The following is a 17,586-nucleotide window of genomic DNA, read 5'->3' as shown; positions in this document are numbered from 1 at the left end:
ACATACTTGCCCCCGTAACAGGAATTTGAACAGAATAATGCATTTTCAAATCCCGGCAGGATAACGTGGCTGGAAGTGATGAGGTTTCACCTTCGTATGAATCAGTGAATTTTTTGTTCCACTCCATTTTTGCGTGATGAAGGAAAGAATGTAAGGAGCACTCAGAGCTCTTTGCGAATCACCTGCGTGAGTTCCCTTTCCCCTGACAACAACTGCAGGCATTAACTTCCCCATTGAACCGGAGTAAATGTATTGTACATCATCCTGTTCAAACATGGGAAATGATGGTTCTGCATTTAAGAACAACCGAAAGTTTAACTGATATTCCACTGCAAATTTTTTCAGCATTGGTACAACGGTTCGAATACCTTCAGAATCCGATTCTTCATCATGAACTGTTATCAAGAGAAGATTAATCGGTAAACGTTCATGAATGGCCTCATCCAACAGCTGAATATGCTGGGCCAGACCACTTTTCATGTCCATGATACCTCTTCCGAATATGTATTCATCACTGAGAATATCTTTTTTAAGTTGCCCTTGTTCTTGCTCAGCTTCCTGCTTGAATTTATTTGTCAATGCAACCGGGTCTAATGCCAATGGTTCAAATTCTCCATAATCATCCATATTTACTGTATCAAAGTGGCTGATCAGAACAACGGTATCCATAACACTGGTATCTTTGCAACGATACAATGCAGTCAGGCTCTGTCGCCCTGTTTCAGCAGGATGAAGAGTTAACAATTCAGGATGGTCCTTGAAATATGGTACTCTTTCCATTAGATTTTTCAATCGGTACGAAAATTCTGTTTCTGCTGAAGTTCCCGTAACGCTGTTCCAACCAACAAGCTCGTAAGTCAATTCTTCAAGTTGTTGTGCTGTCGACCAGATTCTGCTCATAACAAACACCTTCTCTCTGGAAAATGATATCATAATACTATAAATGGTAGTCAAAGGGTGTGATTCCATTGCCTAAAACGTTCATTATATTGTTATTGTGCTTCATTGTTTTGACGGCCTGCCAAGATCCATCTTCTGAGGATGTCCTGACCGAAGGCCGTATCTCAGGTTCTCCTGATGGGATGAACCGGATCATATTAATGCATTCAGACAGTTTAACCGGCGATTCTTTTTCATCGCATGTTAATCGTCATCAGATGGATAATTACTCAACAATCAGTTATTTCCTGCATGTTTCAAACGATACAATTATCGAAACACCTGCTGGTAAAAAAATAACTTATGATCAAGTGACAGACCAGAGTAAACTCTTCAGCATCAATCAGCGTGCTATTGTGAAAGCAACTCATCCAGTTGCTGAAGGGGAATCAGTTCAGTTGCCACGATACGTAACATTTCAACCAAAATTTCTCCCGGTTATCGACGCAAAAAGGATTAACTTGATTCCTTTGACTCCTTCAGATATTGTTGAGTTTTACAAACCGCTAAGCGATAACGAATACCAACTACTTTTGCTGACACTTGACGAAGAAATAACAACCGAGAGATTCCAAAATGATTTACAGTTGCTGCGAAGTTCAGAGCGAATTACACCAACGTATTATGAAGTAAATGAACAAACACTTCAATTCATGAATTCCCAAGAAATGTTCTATCTTCTTAATGAAAATGGCGTCGCACTTGAAACTGATAACATAACTGATATCTTCCACTATTTTAATATTCAACAAATGCCGCATGCGGATTAAATACAGTTCTTGATTTTCATTGATGACTCTTATAATATGGACAGAGTATTGATGTGTGTGTTGAAAAGAGGTGTAATTATGACTCAATTTTACGGTGTTATTGGTTTTATGTTTATCTTGATTTCCATTGTTTTATCCATCACCAATATGCCTGTACCAGATCTTGTATACCATGCATTTCTGCCGTTGGCTTTATTATTTTTTGCTTTGGATTTCAGACAGTCGAACAGACCAATACTGGGTTTCTTATTCTCGATGCTGTTTCTTCTTGCCGCCACCGCTTATTTGATACGCCCATTTTTATAATTTAAAGAAGTTTCCTTCCAGTAATAGACCTTGCTACGTGCACGCCACTACTGGCTGCACCAATTGAACCAGCTCCTGGAAATACCGTATCGCCACATAACCATAAGCCCTTATGAGGTGTGCGATGTGAGACCGCTCGCCACAACGCATAGTTCCTGTTCATCGGATAACCACCGACGGCTCCACCTTTTCGTTTTGTGAATCGCTCCCATGCAACAGGCCCACCAGATTCATAGATCACCTGGTTATCGCTAAAACCTGGAAATAAATCTTCGAGTTTTCCTAAAACTGCTGAGTGTATGTCTTCTGATAATCTGTCATACTCCGTTTTATCCTGCCATTCATTTAGTTTAATGTGTGTGGATACCGTCAACGTTCTAAACCCTGCGGGTGCGCGTAAACGATCTTCCTTTCTGGATAAAGAAATAAAAAAATGATTCTTTCCGTGACCGGGAAGATCAGGATCAAGCATAATCTGATAAAAATACGGCGCATTTGGAGGAATACATTCCTCTTTCACCGCAAAATATTGTGTATACGTCCCCCACTGCAATTTCGGGTCAATCCTCTTTTTTAATCTGCCAGATAATGATTCAAAAACAGAGTGCTCCAATATATCCGGCAGCTGACTGATTCCCGTATTCAATACTACGTGCTTTGCCTCATAGTGATTGTTCCGGTGATCCCTAACATGCCATACTCCATTCATTTTCTTTACTGAAGTCACCATTCTGGGTTTCAGTACACGCCCACCATGTGCCTTAATAACTTCCACATAAGCTTCTGCCTGTTCATATAATCCACCATCCACATAAAATGACCCCTCATGATAGACATTCAGAGCGGCAGCACCCATCAGAAAATGGACTTCGGCATGGGTTGATTGCATGCTATCCATTAATGTTCCATCAATAAAATGAATAAACGATTTGCATCCACCTAAATCCAGTTCCTCAATCAGGTCTCCAAGTGTTCGATTCAAGTTTGGAATCAGCGCAAAACTTCCTGGACTCAATCGTTCAGCAACTGGAATCAGTTCTCTCAGTTTCACAGGAGGAAGTACAGGATAAGAACGCATATGCTTTGCGAGAACTGTTCCTGCTTGCCAGATTTTTTTGTAAAAAGCATGAATTCGTTCTGCATACTCAGGTTCTGCTTCCTCCCACATTTTCAGCATTCTGGCTCTTGAAGTGAAATAAGGAAGAGAGCGTCCGCCAATTTCAACACGCATCACTTCTTCGAGCGGAACGACGGATAATGCAATATTCAGGTGACGATTGATTCGCTCGTGGATACCGTCATGTTCATACCCCATAGCCAATGTCGCACCACTGGCAAAACGGTAAGACTTCCGTTGGAATTTCGATGCGCACCCTCCCCATTCTGCAGCTGCCTCAAGAAGCGTTACACGATAACCTTCTTTTGCCAATAGTGCACCTGCCGTTAATCCACCCATGCCCGACCCCGTTATGATAACTTCTGTTGACATACCTCACACACACCTTTCACGGTAACTATCGTGTACCATTCCCTTACTCAGGTTGATTTATCCACATTTAATAGAAAAAGTTCTCCTCAATCAAGAAGAGAACTTCAAATGTAAGCGTCAAAAATAAGCACGTGTAATTTTATTATTAGCTCCTTCATACTGTGATTATAGTAAAAGTACGAAGGAGTTGACGCGATGAATAGGAATGCTAACCTCAGAGATTTCTGGGAACATAAAGTTAAAGAGGTCCAAAAATCTGGACTGTCTGTAGCTGAGTGGGTTCGTCAAAATGATGAATTCACGGTCCATCAAGTGCGCTACTGGATTCGTAAATTTAAAGAAGAATCCAAATCACTTGCAACCGCAGAACAGCCGCAAACTAATTGGATACCCGTAAACGTTGATGCCACATCCCGACCTGATCCCCAAATGATCTATCTTACCCTTCCAAATGATAGCCGACTTGAAATCCCTTCGGGATTAGATCAGTCGGACCTCACCAATCTTCTTCGAGCAGTGAATGCATTATGATGTCTCATGCTCAGCCTAAACAAGTCTTCCTTGCAAAAGGTGCAACAGATTTACGGAAATCCATCGACGGATTAGCTGCCATTGTGCAGGAAGGGTTCCAACTGAATCCTTTCTCACCGTCGTTCTTTGTCTTCTGTAACAGACAAAGGGATAAGATTAAAATCTTGCATTGGGATCATAATGGTTTCTGGCTTTATTATCGCCGCCTTGAAAAAGGGACGTTTCCTTGGCCCAAAGCAGATGACCATCAACCCTTACTCATTACAGACAGGCAGTTAAGATGGCTTCTGGATGGGCTTCCGATTGATCAAAAAGGAGCCCACAGAAAGTTATCTCCTGAAAAAGTTGTATAAACTATTGAAGTGAATCGCGTTTCCATATAAAATAAATCTCGTTATGAAAAAATCTTCTGCGATCTCACCCAAAACAACTGAACATCTCGAAGACCGTGTCTCGAAACTTGAACGGGAAAAGGCTGAACTTGAACTTCAACTCAAATGGTACAAGGAACAGCTCAGCCTCCAGCAAAGACAAAAATTCGGTAAGTCCAGTGAAAAAACGGATCCGGATCAGCTGGAGCTGCCTCTGTTTAATGAAGCAGAGCAAGAACAACATCCGTCCGAAGAAGAACCAACGGTCGAATCGATTACATATGAACGTAAGAAAAAGCGCAAAGTCCGAAAGGACCTTACAGAAAACCTTCCATCAAAAACCATTGAGCATACACTCCCGGTTGAGGATCAGGTTTGTTCGTGCTGCAATGGAAAGCTCCATACAATGAAGCAACAAGTCAAAGAAGAATTGGAAATCATTCCGGCAGAGGTTAAAGTAATTCGATATGTTACCTATCTATACAGTTGCAGAGACTGTGAGAAAAACGGTACGGGAAACCCGATTGTTAAAGCACCTGTTCCAGAGCGGGCATTCCCAGGAAGCCTTGCTTCACCATCGATGGTCTCTTACATCATGGACCAGAAATTTGTTCAGGGGACGCCGCTTTATCGCCAGGAACAGGCATTCAATCGTTTGGGTGTTCCTTTATCAAGGCAGACCCTTTCAAATTGGATTCTTGAAGGTTCTGAACAGTGGCTGGAACCGATCTACGATCGGATGGTTGAGACTTTAACATTGCTCGATGTTCTTCATGCCGATGAAACGACTGTTCAAGTTCTCAAAGAGGATGGGAAGGAAGCGAGCTCTACCTCCTATATGTGGTTGTACCGATCAGGCATGAGCAGTGTGCCGATTGTGATCTACGACTATCAACCCGGACGCGCCAGTAAATATCCAATTCGTTTCCTTGAAGGATTTAAAGGATACTTGCACGTAGACGGATATGGAGGCTATCACGGCTTAAAACCGAAAGTCGAACTTGTTGGGTGCTGGGCTCATGCACGCAGGAAATTCGTAGATGCTGTGAAATCCTTACCTGATGATGGTTCGACAACCAAAAGTTCTGCACAGGAGGGTCTGGATTTTATCAACCAGCTCTATCGCATCGAAAAGCATATACAGGAAGAGCGCCTCTCTCCGGAAAAAGTCTATGACGTTCGTCAAAAACGTTCAAAACCTGTTTTGGAGGCTTATTCAGCATGGCTTCAAACGATGCGAGCCAAAACCTTACCGAAAACGCTCCTTGGAAAAGCCATTGTTTATTCTATCAATCAAATGGATCACCTGAGAAACTTCTTAAAGGATGGCCGCCTTGATATAGATAACAACAGAGCTGAGCGCAGCATAAAACCTTTTGTGATTGGAAGAAAAAACTGGCTGTTCTCCAATACACCGCGAGGTGCAAAGAGCAGTAGTGTTATTTACAGTATCATTGAGACAGCAAAAGAGAATCGTTTAAAGCCTCAAGCTTATCTGGATTACTTGTTTGAACATTTGCCCAATAGCAAGCAATCTGAAATGGATCAGTTTCTACCCTGGTCAGAATCATTACCAGAGGAAATTCGGATCAAATAATCGAATTTAAACTCAGTATAGGAAATCCGCATCTAAATTAATAGGTGCGGATTTTTGACGCTTACCTTCAAATACACCAGTAACCAGCATTATTTAGGCTGTTGCATACTTTTCGGAAAACGAATTAAAAATTCAGTTCCTTTATCAGGCATTGAATTTACTTCGATGGTTCCATGTATATTTTTCAATATACTATAAACCACCATCATGCCAAGTCCAGTTCCAGTTGCTTTATTCGAATAATAAGGTTCACCTAAACGTATGACTTCTTCACCCGTCATTCCCTTACCGGTATCAGCGATGATCACTAAAACATGATCTTTGTCTCCTTTCACCTTAAATGTCAGTTTTCCTCCCCCTTCCATTGCCTCGATAGAATTACGGGCAATATTGATGATCACCTGTTTGAAACGTTGGTGATCACAATCAATCAAATGATCCGATGCCAGCCCAGTGTACTGAATCGAAACGGAAGATAAATTAGCATATGGCTGAATAATACTGACAGCTTTCTCAATTTCCCGCTCAACTGAGATTGTTTCCTGATCATCAAAAGTGGGTTTCGCAAACATAAGATAGTCTGAGATGATCCGCTCTGCTGATTCGATTTCTTCATTCATGTATTGATAAAACTCTTTTTGTTTTTCACGGTCATATTCTTTTGTATGTAAAAGCTGGATAAATCCCTTAATCACTTGGAGCGGATTGCGTATTTCATGAGAAATTGAAGCTGATAAATGACTTATGACTTCAAGTTTTTCATGTTTTTGCATATTTTGCTCAATGTAATTATTCTTCATAATTCTTTCAATGACAATTGTTGTTAAGATAATAAACAGGCTTTGGTTTAACAATAAGATAAACCACATATCCAAAACTTCGAGGAGAGGATCATTAAACAACAACGCCCCTGCAAATGCATTGAATGCAAGAGACCCTGCAGAAATCATCGTAATCACGGCGATACGTTTTCTGTGAACCAGTTTAAAATACGCCCTTCTGAATAGAGGAACAACGGCGAAAATAGCGAATTGATTCAATAAGGCAATAACAACGCCATCTCCACCACCAATTATCAATCTGACAACTGCAGAGACAACGAATAATACCGCCCCAACAATATAGCCTCCATATAAGGTACCGATGATTAACGGAACCTGACGTAAGTCAAATAAATAATCCTCTGTCATAAGAAATTGATAAGGGAAGAACATACATAAAGTAACTGATATTGAAAATAATATTGTTAAAATGAACTTGTCGTTATTAAAAAAACGGTCTCTACCCTGATGGTAGAATAAATAGTAAAGAAAAATCGGAAAAAATACAAAAAAAGCATTATTAATGATACCGCTTAACATCTCATTCACAGTAAATCCCCATTTCGATCGTAGCTCCACTCACTTTGTCACGATGATAGTATAGCGCAGATTAAGCTGAGTGAAAAGGATCCAAACAGGATTGATCATCTATTCAAAACCCTCTTGTTTCTCGAAATTACATAACGATCACACCGCTGTTCATGTATTCAGTTTTACATATTACTGATTTTCGAAAACGATCCAAAAGATCGGAACTCTTTTGATTATTCGCTCAATCCAATAAGTCCACACTGCTCATTTGAAATAGTATCCGATTAAGAAAAGTGAAAATTAAACCAAAAGAAGCCCGTCAGCAGACGGACTTTTCAATATCAGTCGATGTTATATCACACCTTGCATAATCATTGTATCAGCCACTTTTTTAAATCCTGCAATATTTGCACCGGTAACAAGGTTATCTTGATCAGCATATGTCAGTGCACATGCTTTCGATTCTTTATAAATCTCTTTCATGATCTCTTGCAGCCTCTGATCTACTTCTTCAGCTGTCCAGGATAGACGCATGCTGTTCTGAGCCATTTCCAAAGCAGACACAGCAACACCGCCAGCATTGGCAGCTTTACCTGGAGCAAATAGCACCTGATTCTCCTGAAAAACAGCCACTGCTTCTTTTGTCGAAGGCATGTTCGCCCCTTCACCGACCGCCTTCACCCCGTTAGCAACGAGTATTTTAGCAGCCATTTCATCTAATTCATTTTCAGTTGCACACGGCAGGGCAATGTCGCAAGGCACCGACCAGATTCCTTGGCCATCCTCGAAAAAATATGCATCCGGATGGTGTTTTATATATTCACGAATCCGCTTTCCCTCATTTTCCTTCAACTTCTTAACGGTTTCCAGACAAATCCCGTTATAATCGACGACATACCCCTCGGAATCGCTGCAGGCAATCACTTGCCCCCCCAACTCCATGGCTTTTTCCATCGCATATATAGAAACATTTCCTGATCCCGATACAACGATCCGGCTCCCGGCAAAGCATAACTGCTTGTCCGTAATCATCTCATTCACAAAATATACTGTTCCGTACCCAGTTGCTTCTTTTCGACCCAGACTGCCTCCTGAAACTGGATCTTTACCTGTTAATACTCCAGCTTCATACATTCCCCTGAGTCGCTTATATTGCCCAAACATATAACCGATTTCTCTGGCACCAACTCCGATATCGCCAGCAGGAACATCTGTATTCGGGCCAATGTGTTTCATTAATTCAGTCATAAAACTTTGACAAAAACGCATAATTTCCTGATCGGATTTACCTTTGGGATCGAAATCTGCTCCACCTTTTCCTGCACCTATAGGTTGACCCGTTAATGAATTTTTGAAAATTTGTTCAAAACCGAGAAATTTGATGATACTCTGATTAACAGAAGGATGAAAGCGAAGTCCACCTTTATATGGACCTATTGCACTGTTGAATTGAACACGAAAACCCCTGTTGATCTGAATATTATGATCATCGTCGACCCAAGGCACACGAAAAGAAACTAAACGTTCAGGTTCAACAATTCTTTCGAGAATTGCTTGTTCAATGTAGTGATCTTCTTTAGCAAACAGTGGAATTAATGAACAAAAAACTTCTTCAATCGCTTGAATAAACTCATGCTCATGTTCAAAACGAGTCTTCACCTGTGAAAGAACACCATGAACATATTCCTCTGCTTTCGCTATTGCGATTGAATCATGCTGCAGTTCTGCTTCTAATTTCATCTGTCTCAGCTCCTCTGATCCCGAATCATAATGACATTTGTTAGATTCTCTATTGTAGTTTATTCTATACTAGAAGAATCAATCGAAACAATATCAATAATCGATACGATCTATATCAGAAATAGATAGATGAGGTGATGACACGATGGAATTAAGGCAAATCAGATATTTTATAGAAGTAGCTAATCGGGAACATATGACAGATGCTGCAAATGCTCTCCATGTAGCACAGTCGGCTGTCAGTAGGCAAATTGTGAATCTTGAAGACGAACTGGGTGTCGACCTCTTTATCAGAGAAGGTCGCAACCTGAAACTGACTCCGATTGGACGAACTTTTTTAGAGCGGATTTCACATGCAGTCAATGTTATTGATGGTGCGACTCAGGAAGTTTCTGAATATCTTGAACCAGAAAAAGGTACAGTACGTATCGCTTATCCTATCAGTCTCGCTGCCCATACATTGCCTCGAGCAATTTCTTCCTTTCGCATGCGTTACCCGGACGCCAAATTTCAACTAATGCAACGCCTTAACCGGGATCTCGTCAGCGGGATCGTCAAGGGAGATTTCAATATGGCAATGATCGGTCCGCTACCTAAAGATGACCGGAGAATTGAAACACGCGCACTGTTCACCGAAAAAGTGGTCGCACTTTTACCTAAGCATCACCGGCTCGCAGACAGAGAGAATATCAGGTTACGCGACTTAAAGGACGAACCATTCGTTCTTTTACCTGAACCATTTGAATTTCGAAACATTGTACTTGATGCATGCAAAGAAGTGGGTTTCACCCCTTATATCGCTTTTGAGGGAGATGACATCGACGCATTGAAAGGCCTTGTAGCTGCCGGTTTGGGCGTCACACTGATGCCGGAAGTGACGTTGATGGACAGCCTGTTTCGATCGACTGTCAAAAAAAACATTACAGATCCTGACGTTACAAGAACAGTCGGTGTGCTGTCTCCTGTCGACAGACAGCTTTTGCCAACCGAAAAATTATTTTACGACTTCATTGTTGAATTCTTTGACAGGGTAAGTGAATTCAAAGATTAAAAACTGACCCGGTGATAATGCGGGTCAGTCCAGGATCAAATAATCATCTTCTATCAAATTTACAATATTATCTTCAATATTCGAAATTGTACCTTCTTCAACTGCATCCATTAAAATCAACGAAATTTCCTGACGTGTTTCACCGTCAAGTGTGCTTATCAGATGTTCTTCATCAATCTGCATAAACAACAGCTCATTCAATATACTTGACTGGTACCAGACTTCAGCAGCATAGTCACTCTCATGCCTGTATGCATGCGCTGAAGACATTGTCAGTTTCAGAGATTGTTCAAGTCGTATAACACTTTCCATGTCCATCTCATACATGATTAATTGAGAAGACTCATTCAGCATGGCATTCAATTGATCAGTAACCTGCTTTTCTTCAACTGTATCAGTCAACTTTATTAAAAACCACAGGTTTATTAACACAGAAAAGATCAAAAACACTACCAGCCACTTTATTTTCATCTTTCTCACCGCCTATACTAATTATAACAAATCCTGGATCGTCAATTCGTGATTTAGTAAAAACGATTACTGTTTAAGAAGGGGAGAATTCAATTTGGATTTCTATACCAGAATTAATCACCATTACGATCACCTGTTTCCTGTTAAAAAGCAAGCTGTTGAATTAATTGAATCCTTGACTGAGGGGAACGGGCCAATCATTGATCTTGCTGCTGGAACTGGAAATGAAGTGATTGCCCTTGCTTCCAAAAACTATCGAACCATCGGCCTTGACTTGAATGAGGAAATGATTAAAACAGCCAAAGAAAAATCAAAAAGTGTAGCTGAGAAAGCCGAGTTTTATGTGAAAGACATTCGTCGATTAAACGATTTAAATATAACCAATGCTTCCTCTATCTATTGTATAGGAAATTCAATCGTACACTTAAGCAGTCAGGCAGAAATCAGCCAAGTCCTCGAAGACAGCTATCATTCGCTTGAAAGCGGAGGATCCTTGATGATTCAAACCGTCAATTTCGATTGGGTCAAAAATCAACACATCACAAGTCTACCTGCACTGAATAATCCTGATCACGATGTGGTATTTGAACGACACTACATTCATCATGAATCCAGCATTACATTCAAAGGCATTCTTCATTCAGGGACTGAAAAAAATGAAATAGAGACAATGCTTCTGCCGATCACATCCATTGATTGGGAGACCATGATCCGAAAATCGTCATTTCAAAACTTTTCAATTTATAGCGATTTCAAAAAAGCGTCATTCAGCCCAAATAGTCCCGCTTTGATTCTGATTATCACTAAAAATTAAAAATATGAAATAATTATTTTCCGGCGCAGATATCCATCTGTGCCGTTTCGAGAACGAATCAAAGTGAATACTCATTCTTTTCGTTTCAATTCCCTGCAAGATTGGCAATAAACCTTGATATACCAAATACAATGACTGAATTTTCAATTTTACTTTCAAAAAAAGTAAAAAAAGATTGACTTCTTTTTGTAAATACTGGTATTATAAATGTAAGAAGAAATTTGTCGAATCATGACGATGTTTTTTCATAAATCTATATCGTTCTAAAAAACGAGAGGAGAATGTATGATGAAATCAACAGGAATTGTAAGAAAAGTTGATGAACTGGGTCGTGTGGTTATTCCGATCGAACTTCGCCGCACATTGGATATCGCAGTCAAAGATGCACTCGAAATTTACGTGGACAATGATCGCATAATCCTGAAAAAATACAAGCCGAACATGACTTGTCAAGTAACTGGCGAGGTATCCGATGACAATCTCTCTATTGCTGGCGGAAAAATTATCCTCAGTCCAATGGGTGCAAAGGAAATCATGAGTGAATTGGAAGATTATCTGGCCAAAAATCAGTAATCGAAATCTTGAAAAGAACCGGAATGGCAGTTACCCTGCATTCTGGTTCTTTTTTTACTTCTTAAGGAGATTATGTGTGATAGATGCATGAAGCATAAGTGCAACGACAATTCATCCCCAAAATTGACGACAGGCAAAGGTTTCATTATTGCAGTTGTGATTACAGTGGCAAAATTAGTGAAAAATCATTCAAATTGTTTGTATTATTCAATCCACTCAACATCATAACCCTCTTTTTCCAAAAGATAAGGAATGCTTCCTTCGCCAGCCAAGTGCAATGCCCCTACCACAACAAAAACTGGATCCGTTTGGCTTTCATTAAAATAATTACTAATCTGCGCTGCTATCTGTTCATCGCGCTCATCCATCATCTCAATTCCATGCTCCGAATCATAATTTCTCAATTGTTCGAATACCTCTCGATCGCCTTTTCTCCACAAATTGATCATCTGCGTCAGCTCTTGTTCATAGATGTCCAATGAATCAAGATTAGCATGAAGTGCGTCAACCTGCTCCCCAAGTGGAGCTGAGGAAAAAGATTCCAACTGACTTTCTACCGTTTCCAGACTCTCAACAGACATCTGATCCGCATTTGCAAGGTCAATGAAATATTGATCGATCCCATCATTACCTGAGAAATCTGTCTGCATTTGACCAATATCATTCAACAGCATCGATACAAACCACGGTTCAAACTGTTCAAGCATTTCCCTTTGAATCATGAGTTGTGATGTGTAGTCAGCGATCTCATCCATGGTATTTTCTGAAACATGATCAGAAAGTCGACTGTCATCTTCAAACATGCCCATTTGCATCATTTGCCGGGAAAGTGTCATTTCATCCAGGGAATCGATATCAATTTCGACAGCCAACTCTTCGGATCCTTCAAACGCAGAAATGACTTCATTACGAATCGGGTATAAATTTTCGTCCCCGATATGGATCGAACCAAATAAATATACCGTTTGCGAATTATGGCTTACCTCATAAAATAAGCCTTTGGAATGCCCCTCATGTTCAGGAATGTCCAGCCTTAAACGGTAATTCAATGAAACATTACGATCTTCCAATATTTCGACAACGGACACGACTTCTTCATTGCGTTCCGGATCCGATGTCAAATAAACATCGCCCATTTCAACTGAGTTCAATTGTTCCAGATCAGTCAGAGGGGTCCAGTCAAAAACGTTACCTTCATGAAGCTCAAGGACTTCAAGATTTTCTGCTTGATCAATTCCTTCAATACTTGAAACTTCACCATCAGTAACAACAATTTTTTCAACCTTCATCAATTTTTCCTGAGTCAGTGCATCAACAGAGCCAATTTCATCCATAATCGCTTGTTTAAGATGATCATCCTCAATTTGCACTTCAGTATGATCAGAGGAACAACCCGCGATCACTAACAGAAAAAACAGCAATGTAAAATAATGTGAACGCATGCTCATTTATCGTTCACTCCCCTGTTAGTAAATTTCCTGAACAATAATCGCTGAAGAACAATGGATACACCGATAAACATCAAGAAAAAGATAAAGAACTCCAACACAACACCGGGAAAATCCAAAACACCGCTGAGGTAAATCATCACTCCGGTGAACAGTAACGATGCGACAAGTGCCGTGATGATATTTCGAAGAAAAAAACCTTTTCGGTCTTTCAAATCACCCTTTGCCTTTCCAAACCAAACAGTTCGAAATGTAATATATAAACTGGCACTGATAAATAAGATCAGTGAATCGAGGTGATTCATGATTGGTTCACCTTCAATTAAAATCTGATAGCCTAAAATCAAAAATAATCCGAAAAATAGCAAGTAGAAAGCTTCAGCTGTAATTCTTCGATTTTCTGCTTTAATATCCGCCATTAGATCTCCTCCTAGTCTGATGATAAGTGGTATTTGCGAACGAGGGTGATTTCCTTCTTTAAACGCTCAAGTTCATTCGGATCATTCAGCTTGCTGAGGCGAACTTCATCTTGCTCTGACTGATGTTTTATTAAGCTTTTTATTGCCGACTCGGCCTGTCGTAATTTATCCTCGAGGCTATGACTTATAGCTCGTTTCCATTCTTGCAGGTAGTGCATCATCACCTCTTCTGTATCGGATATCATTTTTTCTTTGATTTCCTTTACAGTCTGACGGACAAATAACTCCTTCTTTGAATGCACTTTATCAATATAGTCTTCTGCATTTATGGACAAAACGAAAGACATCTCCATATCATTGATATCAAGAGATTGTTGTATTTCCGCATCGTTCAGATGTGGAATCCAGATACGTATCTCGTTCAACAGTTCTTGTAACCAATGGCGGATTTGATCATTCACCTTATTTTCCAAACGAATCAGTAACGTAGTCATCTCTCTGTTAGCATATTGTTCCACATTTAACACGTACCCTTGAACAGCTTCACTAAACTGATATTTTAATTCTTTTCGGCTGTCTGCATTCACTGTGGAGACATTGATATGTTCTTTGAAAAGGTCTGACATTTGATAAGTCATACGTTGTCGCAAAAATAAAATCATTTCATCCAATTCCTGAAATGTATATCCTTTTACTGCTTGAAAACTTGAGACATTAACAGCCTGCTTAGCCTTCATTGATGAATCAATCAATTGCTTTTTATATTGATGCAATTCCTCATTACCGGATTTCAAAAGAAGAGCCCAATCATTCGCCCGCTTTAAATAACGGGAGTACAGTTGCTCTGCACGTTCATAACTCAAAGTTTTTAACCGATGCACCATCTCATTGTAAAATTTCTTCTCAAATTGATGGAAACCACTTACATCTTGCACATCACGCTGTTTCGCCAATAATCCTTGTTTACTTGATACAGCAGATAATCTGGGTTTTTTAACACCCGACTGCGCCAGTTCTCCTTTCACATGATCCATCACAGCCGAAAGTTCATGCTGATTTTCAGCAAGATCACAGGCATTGATAATAAAAAAGAGTTTATCTTCCGAATATGTTTCGTTGATTTGGCTGATTTGTTCGATAAAATGTTTATCTGCGTTTGAAAAAGCGTGGTTGAAATACGTCAGAAAAAAATAGCGTCAGATTGATTTAACTGCTTGAGAGCAGTCCTTGTGTGTCTTGAATGAATCGAATTCACTCCCGGGGTATCAATCAGTGTAATGCCCTTCTCAGTTAAGTCACAGTCATAAAATACAGTCAAACGTTCAACAAGGCATGCTACCTGTTCATCAGCTGCATACAGTCCAAGATCATCGATCGAACATTTTATTTCTCTTTCGAGCATTTCAGCATTCTTCTCCAGACCCCTTTGAAGAATTGATACATAATCCAAAGTCGACTGGTGAATTGTTTTCTTTTGATTCCCTCGTGTTGAATCCCATTTTTTAAGTCCTTCAATGGTCAAGGTTTCATAGAGCAATTTACCGGCTTCATGCAATTCATCCTCGAGCTCTGCTTTTGTTTTGAATTGAACGACAATTGTTCCGTGTTGGTGTAATTCATCAGATTTTCTGATTTCACTGATGGATGCCGTCGCAGGTTGGGGGGACACCGGTAATAGGTCATTGCCGATTAGTGCATTTGCAAAGCTTGACTTCCCTGAACTGAAGGCACCGAATAATGAAATAACAAACTCCTGATTGATGTGACGATTCACTTGACTGTGCAACTGATTTCGCTCATCTTCAAGAAAAGTGCCGGGTTTCTCCAGTTTCAATAAATCTGAAAACTGTTTGATTCGTTTGTTTGTAAAAGCGACATCGTAATCTGATTCAATCAGCTCATCCGGAAATATTTCGGTCGGTTTTTCAATAGCGGGGTTTCCATCATCTATCAAATTCAGTTTCTCTGGTTTTTCTTTATAGTCTACTGCTCTGTTTCTGATATCATCGATCAGTCGATAATAATCAGTTGGGGACTTTAAATCATCCAATATCGATTCAATTTGTTCCAAATCACGATAATAGATTGATTTGCGATCCTCAATCTCATTATAAAGGGATCTGAGGTGGTTATAGGAGTCCAACTGATTTTGAAGCGATACAATATGAACTTCGTTCTCAATGCGGGAATGATCCAAGACTTCATTTATCAAATCTTCAGCTTGTTTCTTCCATTCTGAAACGATATGAGTTGTTATTTGATCAGTGAAGTGAAATAGATAAGCGTCAGATACTGGTCCTTTTTTTCTGAATGAGGTCAACAATGACTCATCGATAATGATATTCGTATCGTAGACTTTCTTTTGAAAAGCATCAACATCTTTGATATAGTGCAGATCCACATCATTGATAAAATATTTTTTTATGTGAAAGGCAAGCTGTGTCTGTATCTGATCATTCAATTCCGTTATCAGTACATCAGTTTGTTTGTCTCTCTCCACCTGCCATTTTTTCTTCATAAACCAGATTCCCGGCTTCCTGCTTTTACCTTCCGATTCGAGCCAAACCTTCGTTAATTCACGAATTTTATGCGGAAAAAGGACAATATTCTTAAACAACTTCTCTTGTTTTCTTTGGTAATCTTCCTGAATCCGGTTCTGGAATTCAAGAGCTTGCTGATAGCGCTCCAGCGTATCTTCAAATGTTTTCAATTCATCGGGTGAAGATCTGATTTCTAAAATTTCACCGTTGTATTCTTCAATAATATGATCAATGTCCTCAATGATTCTTTTTCTCACACGTTCATAGAATCCGATATTTAATCGTTTCGCTGCGTCTTCAATTAAATGATCATTGTAATACATCAGAGATTTTAATTCATTTTGGAAACGTGGCCACTCGTTCATCGGATTGTCTGACTGTTTCATAGACAAAAGAAAAATGTCTTGAAATTTGATTTTCCAACTGAGGAATGTCTTTCTGATTGAGGATTTAAACGCATCCAAAGTTAACTCATTTTCAGAATGTTTATCAATCTGGTTGATCACGATCATGACAGGTTTTCGTTCATCTGTAAGCTGTTTCAGAAAATGAAGATTCGTTTCGCTTTGCACATGATTGTAATCCATAACATATACAACCATATCCGTTGTATATAATTGATCCACAGTCACGTCACCATGTGTTGGATCTGTTGAGTCCACTCCAGGCGTGTCGGAAATAACAGCTGTTTTTGAAAGCCATGGCAGTGGAACATAAACCCGTAAATGTTCGATATCTTGACCATTTCTCCCCCACTCTCTGACGCGGTTCCATGGAATTTCATTTTTGAAAATACGGGGTCCGGTCTCTTCTGCCATCTTCGCTTCTAACTTCAATGCGCCATTTTGAATCCGGATAATATTAGCACTTGTTGGAATTGGACTCACCGGAAGGATATTTTCACCAATCAGTTCATTCAAAATCGTGGACTTCCCCGCGGAAAAATGCCCGCAAAATGCAATCTCATAAACCGGAGACGCTTGTTTATTCTGAATCCGATAGAAACGCTCTAACTCATCAGATGAGAAGAGTATATTTTCTATAACAGAGTCATGCTGCGCAGTTTTCATGACATGCTTCCACCTTTCATTAACCTTTACATTCATTTATCATAGCAGACTCGAACAAAAAAAGGCTGTCTGTCGTCAATGACAGAGACAGCCCTGATAAACTGA

Annotated in this window: 17 protein-coding genes; 8 read left to right on the top strand and 9 right to left on the bottom strand. The window is 39.8% G+C overall.

Annotated elements, in window-relative coordinates:
* Nucleotides 1-45 precede the first annotated feature (45 nt).
* The gene (locus tag BBEV_RS17160) at nt 46-900 is read right to left on the bottom strand and encodes a M20/M25/M40 family metallo-hydrolase (protein ID WP_198155084.1); all 855 of its coding nucleotides are present in this window, start codon (nt 898-900) and stop codon (nt 46-48) included.
* Nucleotides 901-968: 68 nt separating this feature from the next.
* Here BBEV_RS17160 and BBEV_RS07720 point away from each other — a divergent pair, with 68 nt between their 5' ends.
* The gene (locus BBEV_RS07720; RefSeq protein ID WP_069364941.1) at nt 969-1,709 is read left to right on the top strand and encodes a hypothetical protein; all 741 of its coding nucleotides are present in this window, start codon (nt 969-971) and stop codon (nt 1,707-1,709) included.
* Nucleotides 1,710-1,787: 78 nt separating this feature from the next.
* Nucleotides 1,788-2,015, top strand: a complete 228-nt coding sequence (locus tag BBEV_RS07715) for a hypothetical protein (protein WP_069364940.1) — start codon at nt 1,788-1,790, stop codon at nt 2,013-2,015.
* 1 nt (nt 2,016) lies between these two features.
* Here BBEV_RS07715 and BBEV_RS07710 read toward each other — a convergent pair whose 3' ends face one another.
* Entirely contained in the window at nt 2,017-3,504 is a 1,488-nt protein-coding gene (locus BBEV_RS07710) for an FAD-dependent oxidoreductase (protein ID WP_069364939.1), read from the bottom strand.
* A gap of 195 nt (nt 3,505-3,699) precedes the next feature.
* Between BBEV_RS07710 and tnpA the strand changes: the two genes are divergently transcribed.
* Genes tnpA through tnpC form a run of 3 tightly spaced genes read left to right on the top strand, consistent with a single transcriptional unit; the run spans nt 3,700 to nt 6,003 of the window.
* Nucleotides 3,700-4,035 (top strand): IS66 family insertion sequence element accessory protein TnpA, encoded by a 336-nt coding sequence (tnpA, locus tag BBEV_RS07705; RefSeq protein WP_069364181.1) that lies wholly within the window; start codon nt 3,700-3,702, stop codon nt 4,033-4,035.
* The gene (tnpB, locus tag BBEV_RS07700) at nt 4,032-4,388 is read left to right on the top strand and encodes an IS66 family insertion sequence element accessory protein TnpB (protein ID WP_084007197.1); all 357 of its coding nucleotides are present in this window, start codon (nt 4,032-4,034) and stop codon (nt 4,386-4,388) included. The genes tnpA and tnpB overlap by 4 nt, the downstream gene beginning before the upstream one ends.
* A 43-nt stretch (nt 4,389-4,431) precedes the next feature.
* Nucleotides 4,432-6,003, top strand: a complete 1,572-nt coding sequence (gene tnpC, locus BBEV_RS07695; RefSeq protein ID WP_069364179.1) for an IS66 family transposase — start codon at nt 4,432-4,434, stop codon at nt 6,001-6,003.
* Between the two features lie 89 nt (nt 6,004-6,092).
* On the opposite strand, the gene BBEV_RS07690 is transcribed toward tnpC, so the two are convergent.
* On the bottom strand, nt 6,093-7,364 hold the full coding sequence (locus BBEV_RS07690) for an ATP-binding protein (protein ID WP_069366655.1): 1,272 nt from the start codon (nt 7,362-7,364) through the stop codon (nt 6,093-6,095).
* A gap of 342 nt (nt 7,365-7,706) precedes the next feature.
* Nucleotides 7,707-9,095 carry an NADP-specific glutamate dehydrogenase gene (gene gdhA, locus BBEV_RS07685; RefSeq protein WP_069364938.1) on the bottom strand — a complete coding sequence of 463 codons (1,389 nt, stop codon included), beginning with the start codon at nt 9,093-9,095 and terminating at the stop codon, nt 7,707-7,709.
* 145 nt (nt 9,096-9,240) lie between these two features.
* Here gdhA and BBEV_RS07680 point away from each other — a divergent pair, with 145 nt between their 5' ends.
* The gene (locus tag BBEV_RS07680; protein WP_069364937.1) at nt 9,241-10,146 is read left to right on the top strand and encodes a glutamate biosynthesis transcriptional regulator GltC; all 906 of its coding nucleotides are present in this window, start codon (nt 9,241-9,243) and stop codon (nt 10,144-10,146) included.
* A gap of 24 nt (nt 10,147-10,170) precedes the next feature.
* On the opposite strand, the gene BBEV_RS07675 is transcribed toward BBEV_RS07680, so the two are convergent.
* The gene (locus BBEV_RS07675) at nt 10,171-10,548 is read right to left on the bottom strand and encodes a hypothetical protein (RefSeq protein WP_157100941.1); all 378 of its coding nucleotides are present in this window, start codon (nt 10,546-10,548) and stop codon (nt 10,171-10,173) included.
* Between the two features lie 163 nt (nt 10,549-10,711).
* Here BBEV_RS07675 and BBEV_RS07670 point away from each other — a divergent pair, with 163 nt between their 5' ends.
* Together BBEV_RS07670 and BBEV_RS07665 are read left to right on the top strand one after the other, a co-directional pair.
* On the top strand, nt 10,712-11,431 hold the full coding sequence (locus BBEV_RS07670; protein ID WP_069364935.1) for a class I SAM-dependent methyltransferase: 720 nt from the start codon (nt 10,712-10,714) through the stop codon (nt 11,429-11,431).
* 288 nt (nt 11,432-11,719) lie between these two features.
* On the top strand, nt 11,720-12,004 hold the full coding sequence (locus BBEV_RS07665) for a transition state genes transcriptional regulator AbrB (protein WP_069364934.1): 285 nt from the start codon (nt 11,720-11,722) through the stop codon (nt 12,002-12,004).
* A gap of 203 nt (nt 12,005-12,207) precedes the next feature.
* Here BBEV_RS07665 and BBEV_RS07660 read toward each other — a convergent pair whose 3' ends face one another.
* The 4 genes from BBEV_RS07660 to BBEV_RS07645 form a co-directional block, all read right to left on the bottom strand.
* A complete protein-coding gene (locus tag BBEV_RS07660; protein WP_069364933.1) occupies nt 12,208-13,452 on the bottom strand; it encodes a TraB/GumN family protein in 1,245 nt (414 codons plus the stop codon).
* Complete coding sequence (locus BBEV_RS07655) at nt 13,449-13,871, bottom strand: DUF6773 family protein (RefSeq protein WP_069364932.1); 423 nt, start codon at nt 13,869-13,871, stop codon at nt 13,449-13,451. The genes BBEV_RS07660 and BBEV_RS07655 overlap by 4 nt, the downstream gene beginning before the upstream one ends.
* Nucleotides 13,872-13,882: 11 nt before the next feature.
* Nucleotides 13,883-14,905 carry a hypothetical protein gene (locus BBEV_RS07650; protein WP_157100940.1) on the bottom strand — a complete coding sequence of 341 codons (1,023 nt, stop codon included), beginning with the start codon at nt 14,903-14,905 and terminating at the stop codon, nt 13,883-13,885.
* Nucleotides 14,906-15,051: 146 nt separating this feature from the next.
* Nucleotides 15,052-17,481, bottom strand: a complete 2,430-nt coding sequence (locus tag BBEV_RS07645) for a dynamin family protein (protein WP_069364930.1) — start codon at nt 17,479-17,481, stop codon at nt 15,052-15,054.
* Nucleotides 17,482-17,586: the final 105 nt, after the last annotated feature.

The sequence above is a fragment of the Salisediminibacterium beveridgei genome (assembly GCF_001721685.1).
GTDB classification, from domain to species: Bacteria; Bacillota; Bacilli; order Bacillales; family Salisediminibacteriaceae; genus Salisediminibacterium; species Salisediminibacterium beveridgei.
This window is presented reverse-complemented; position numbering and strand designations above follow the sequence as displayed.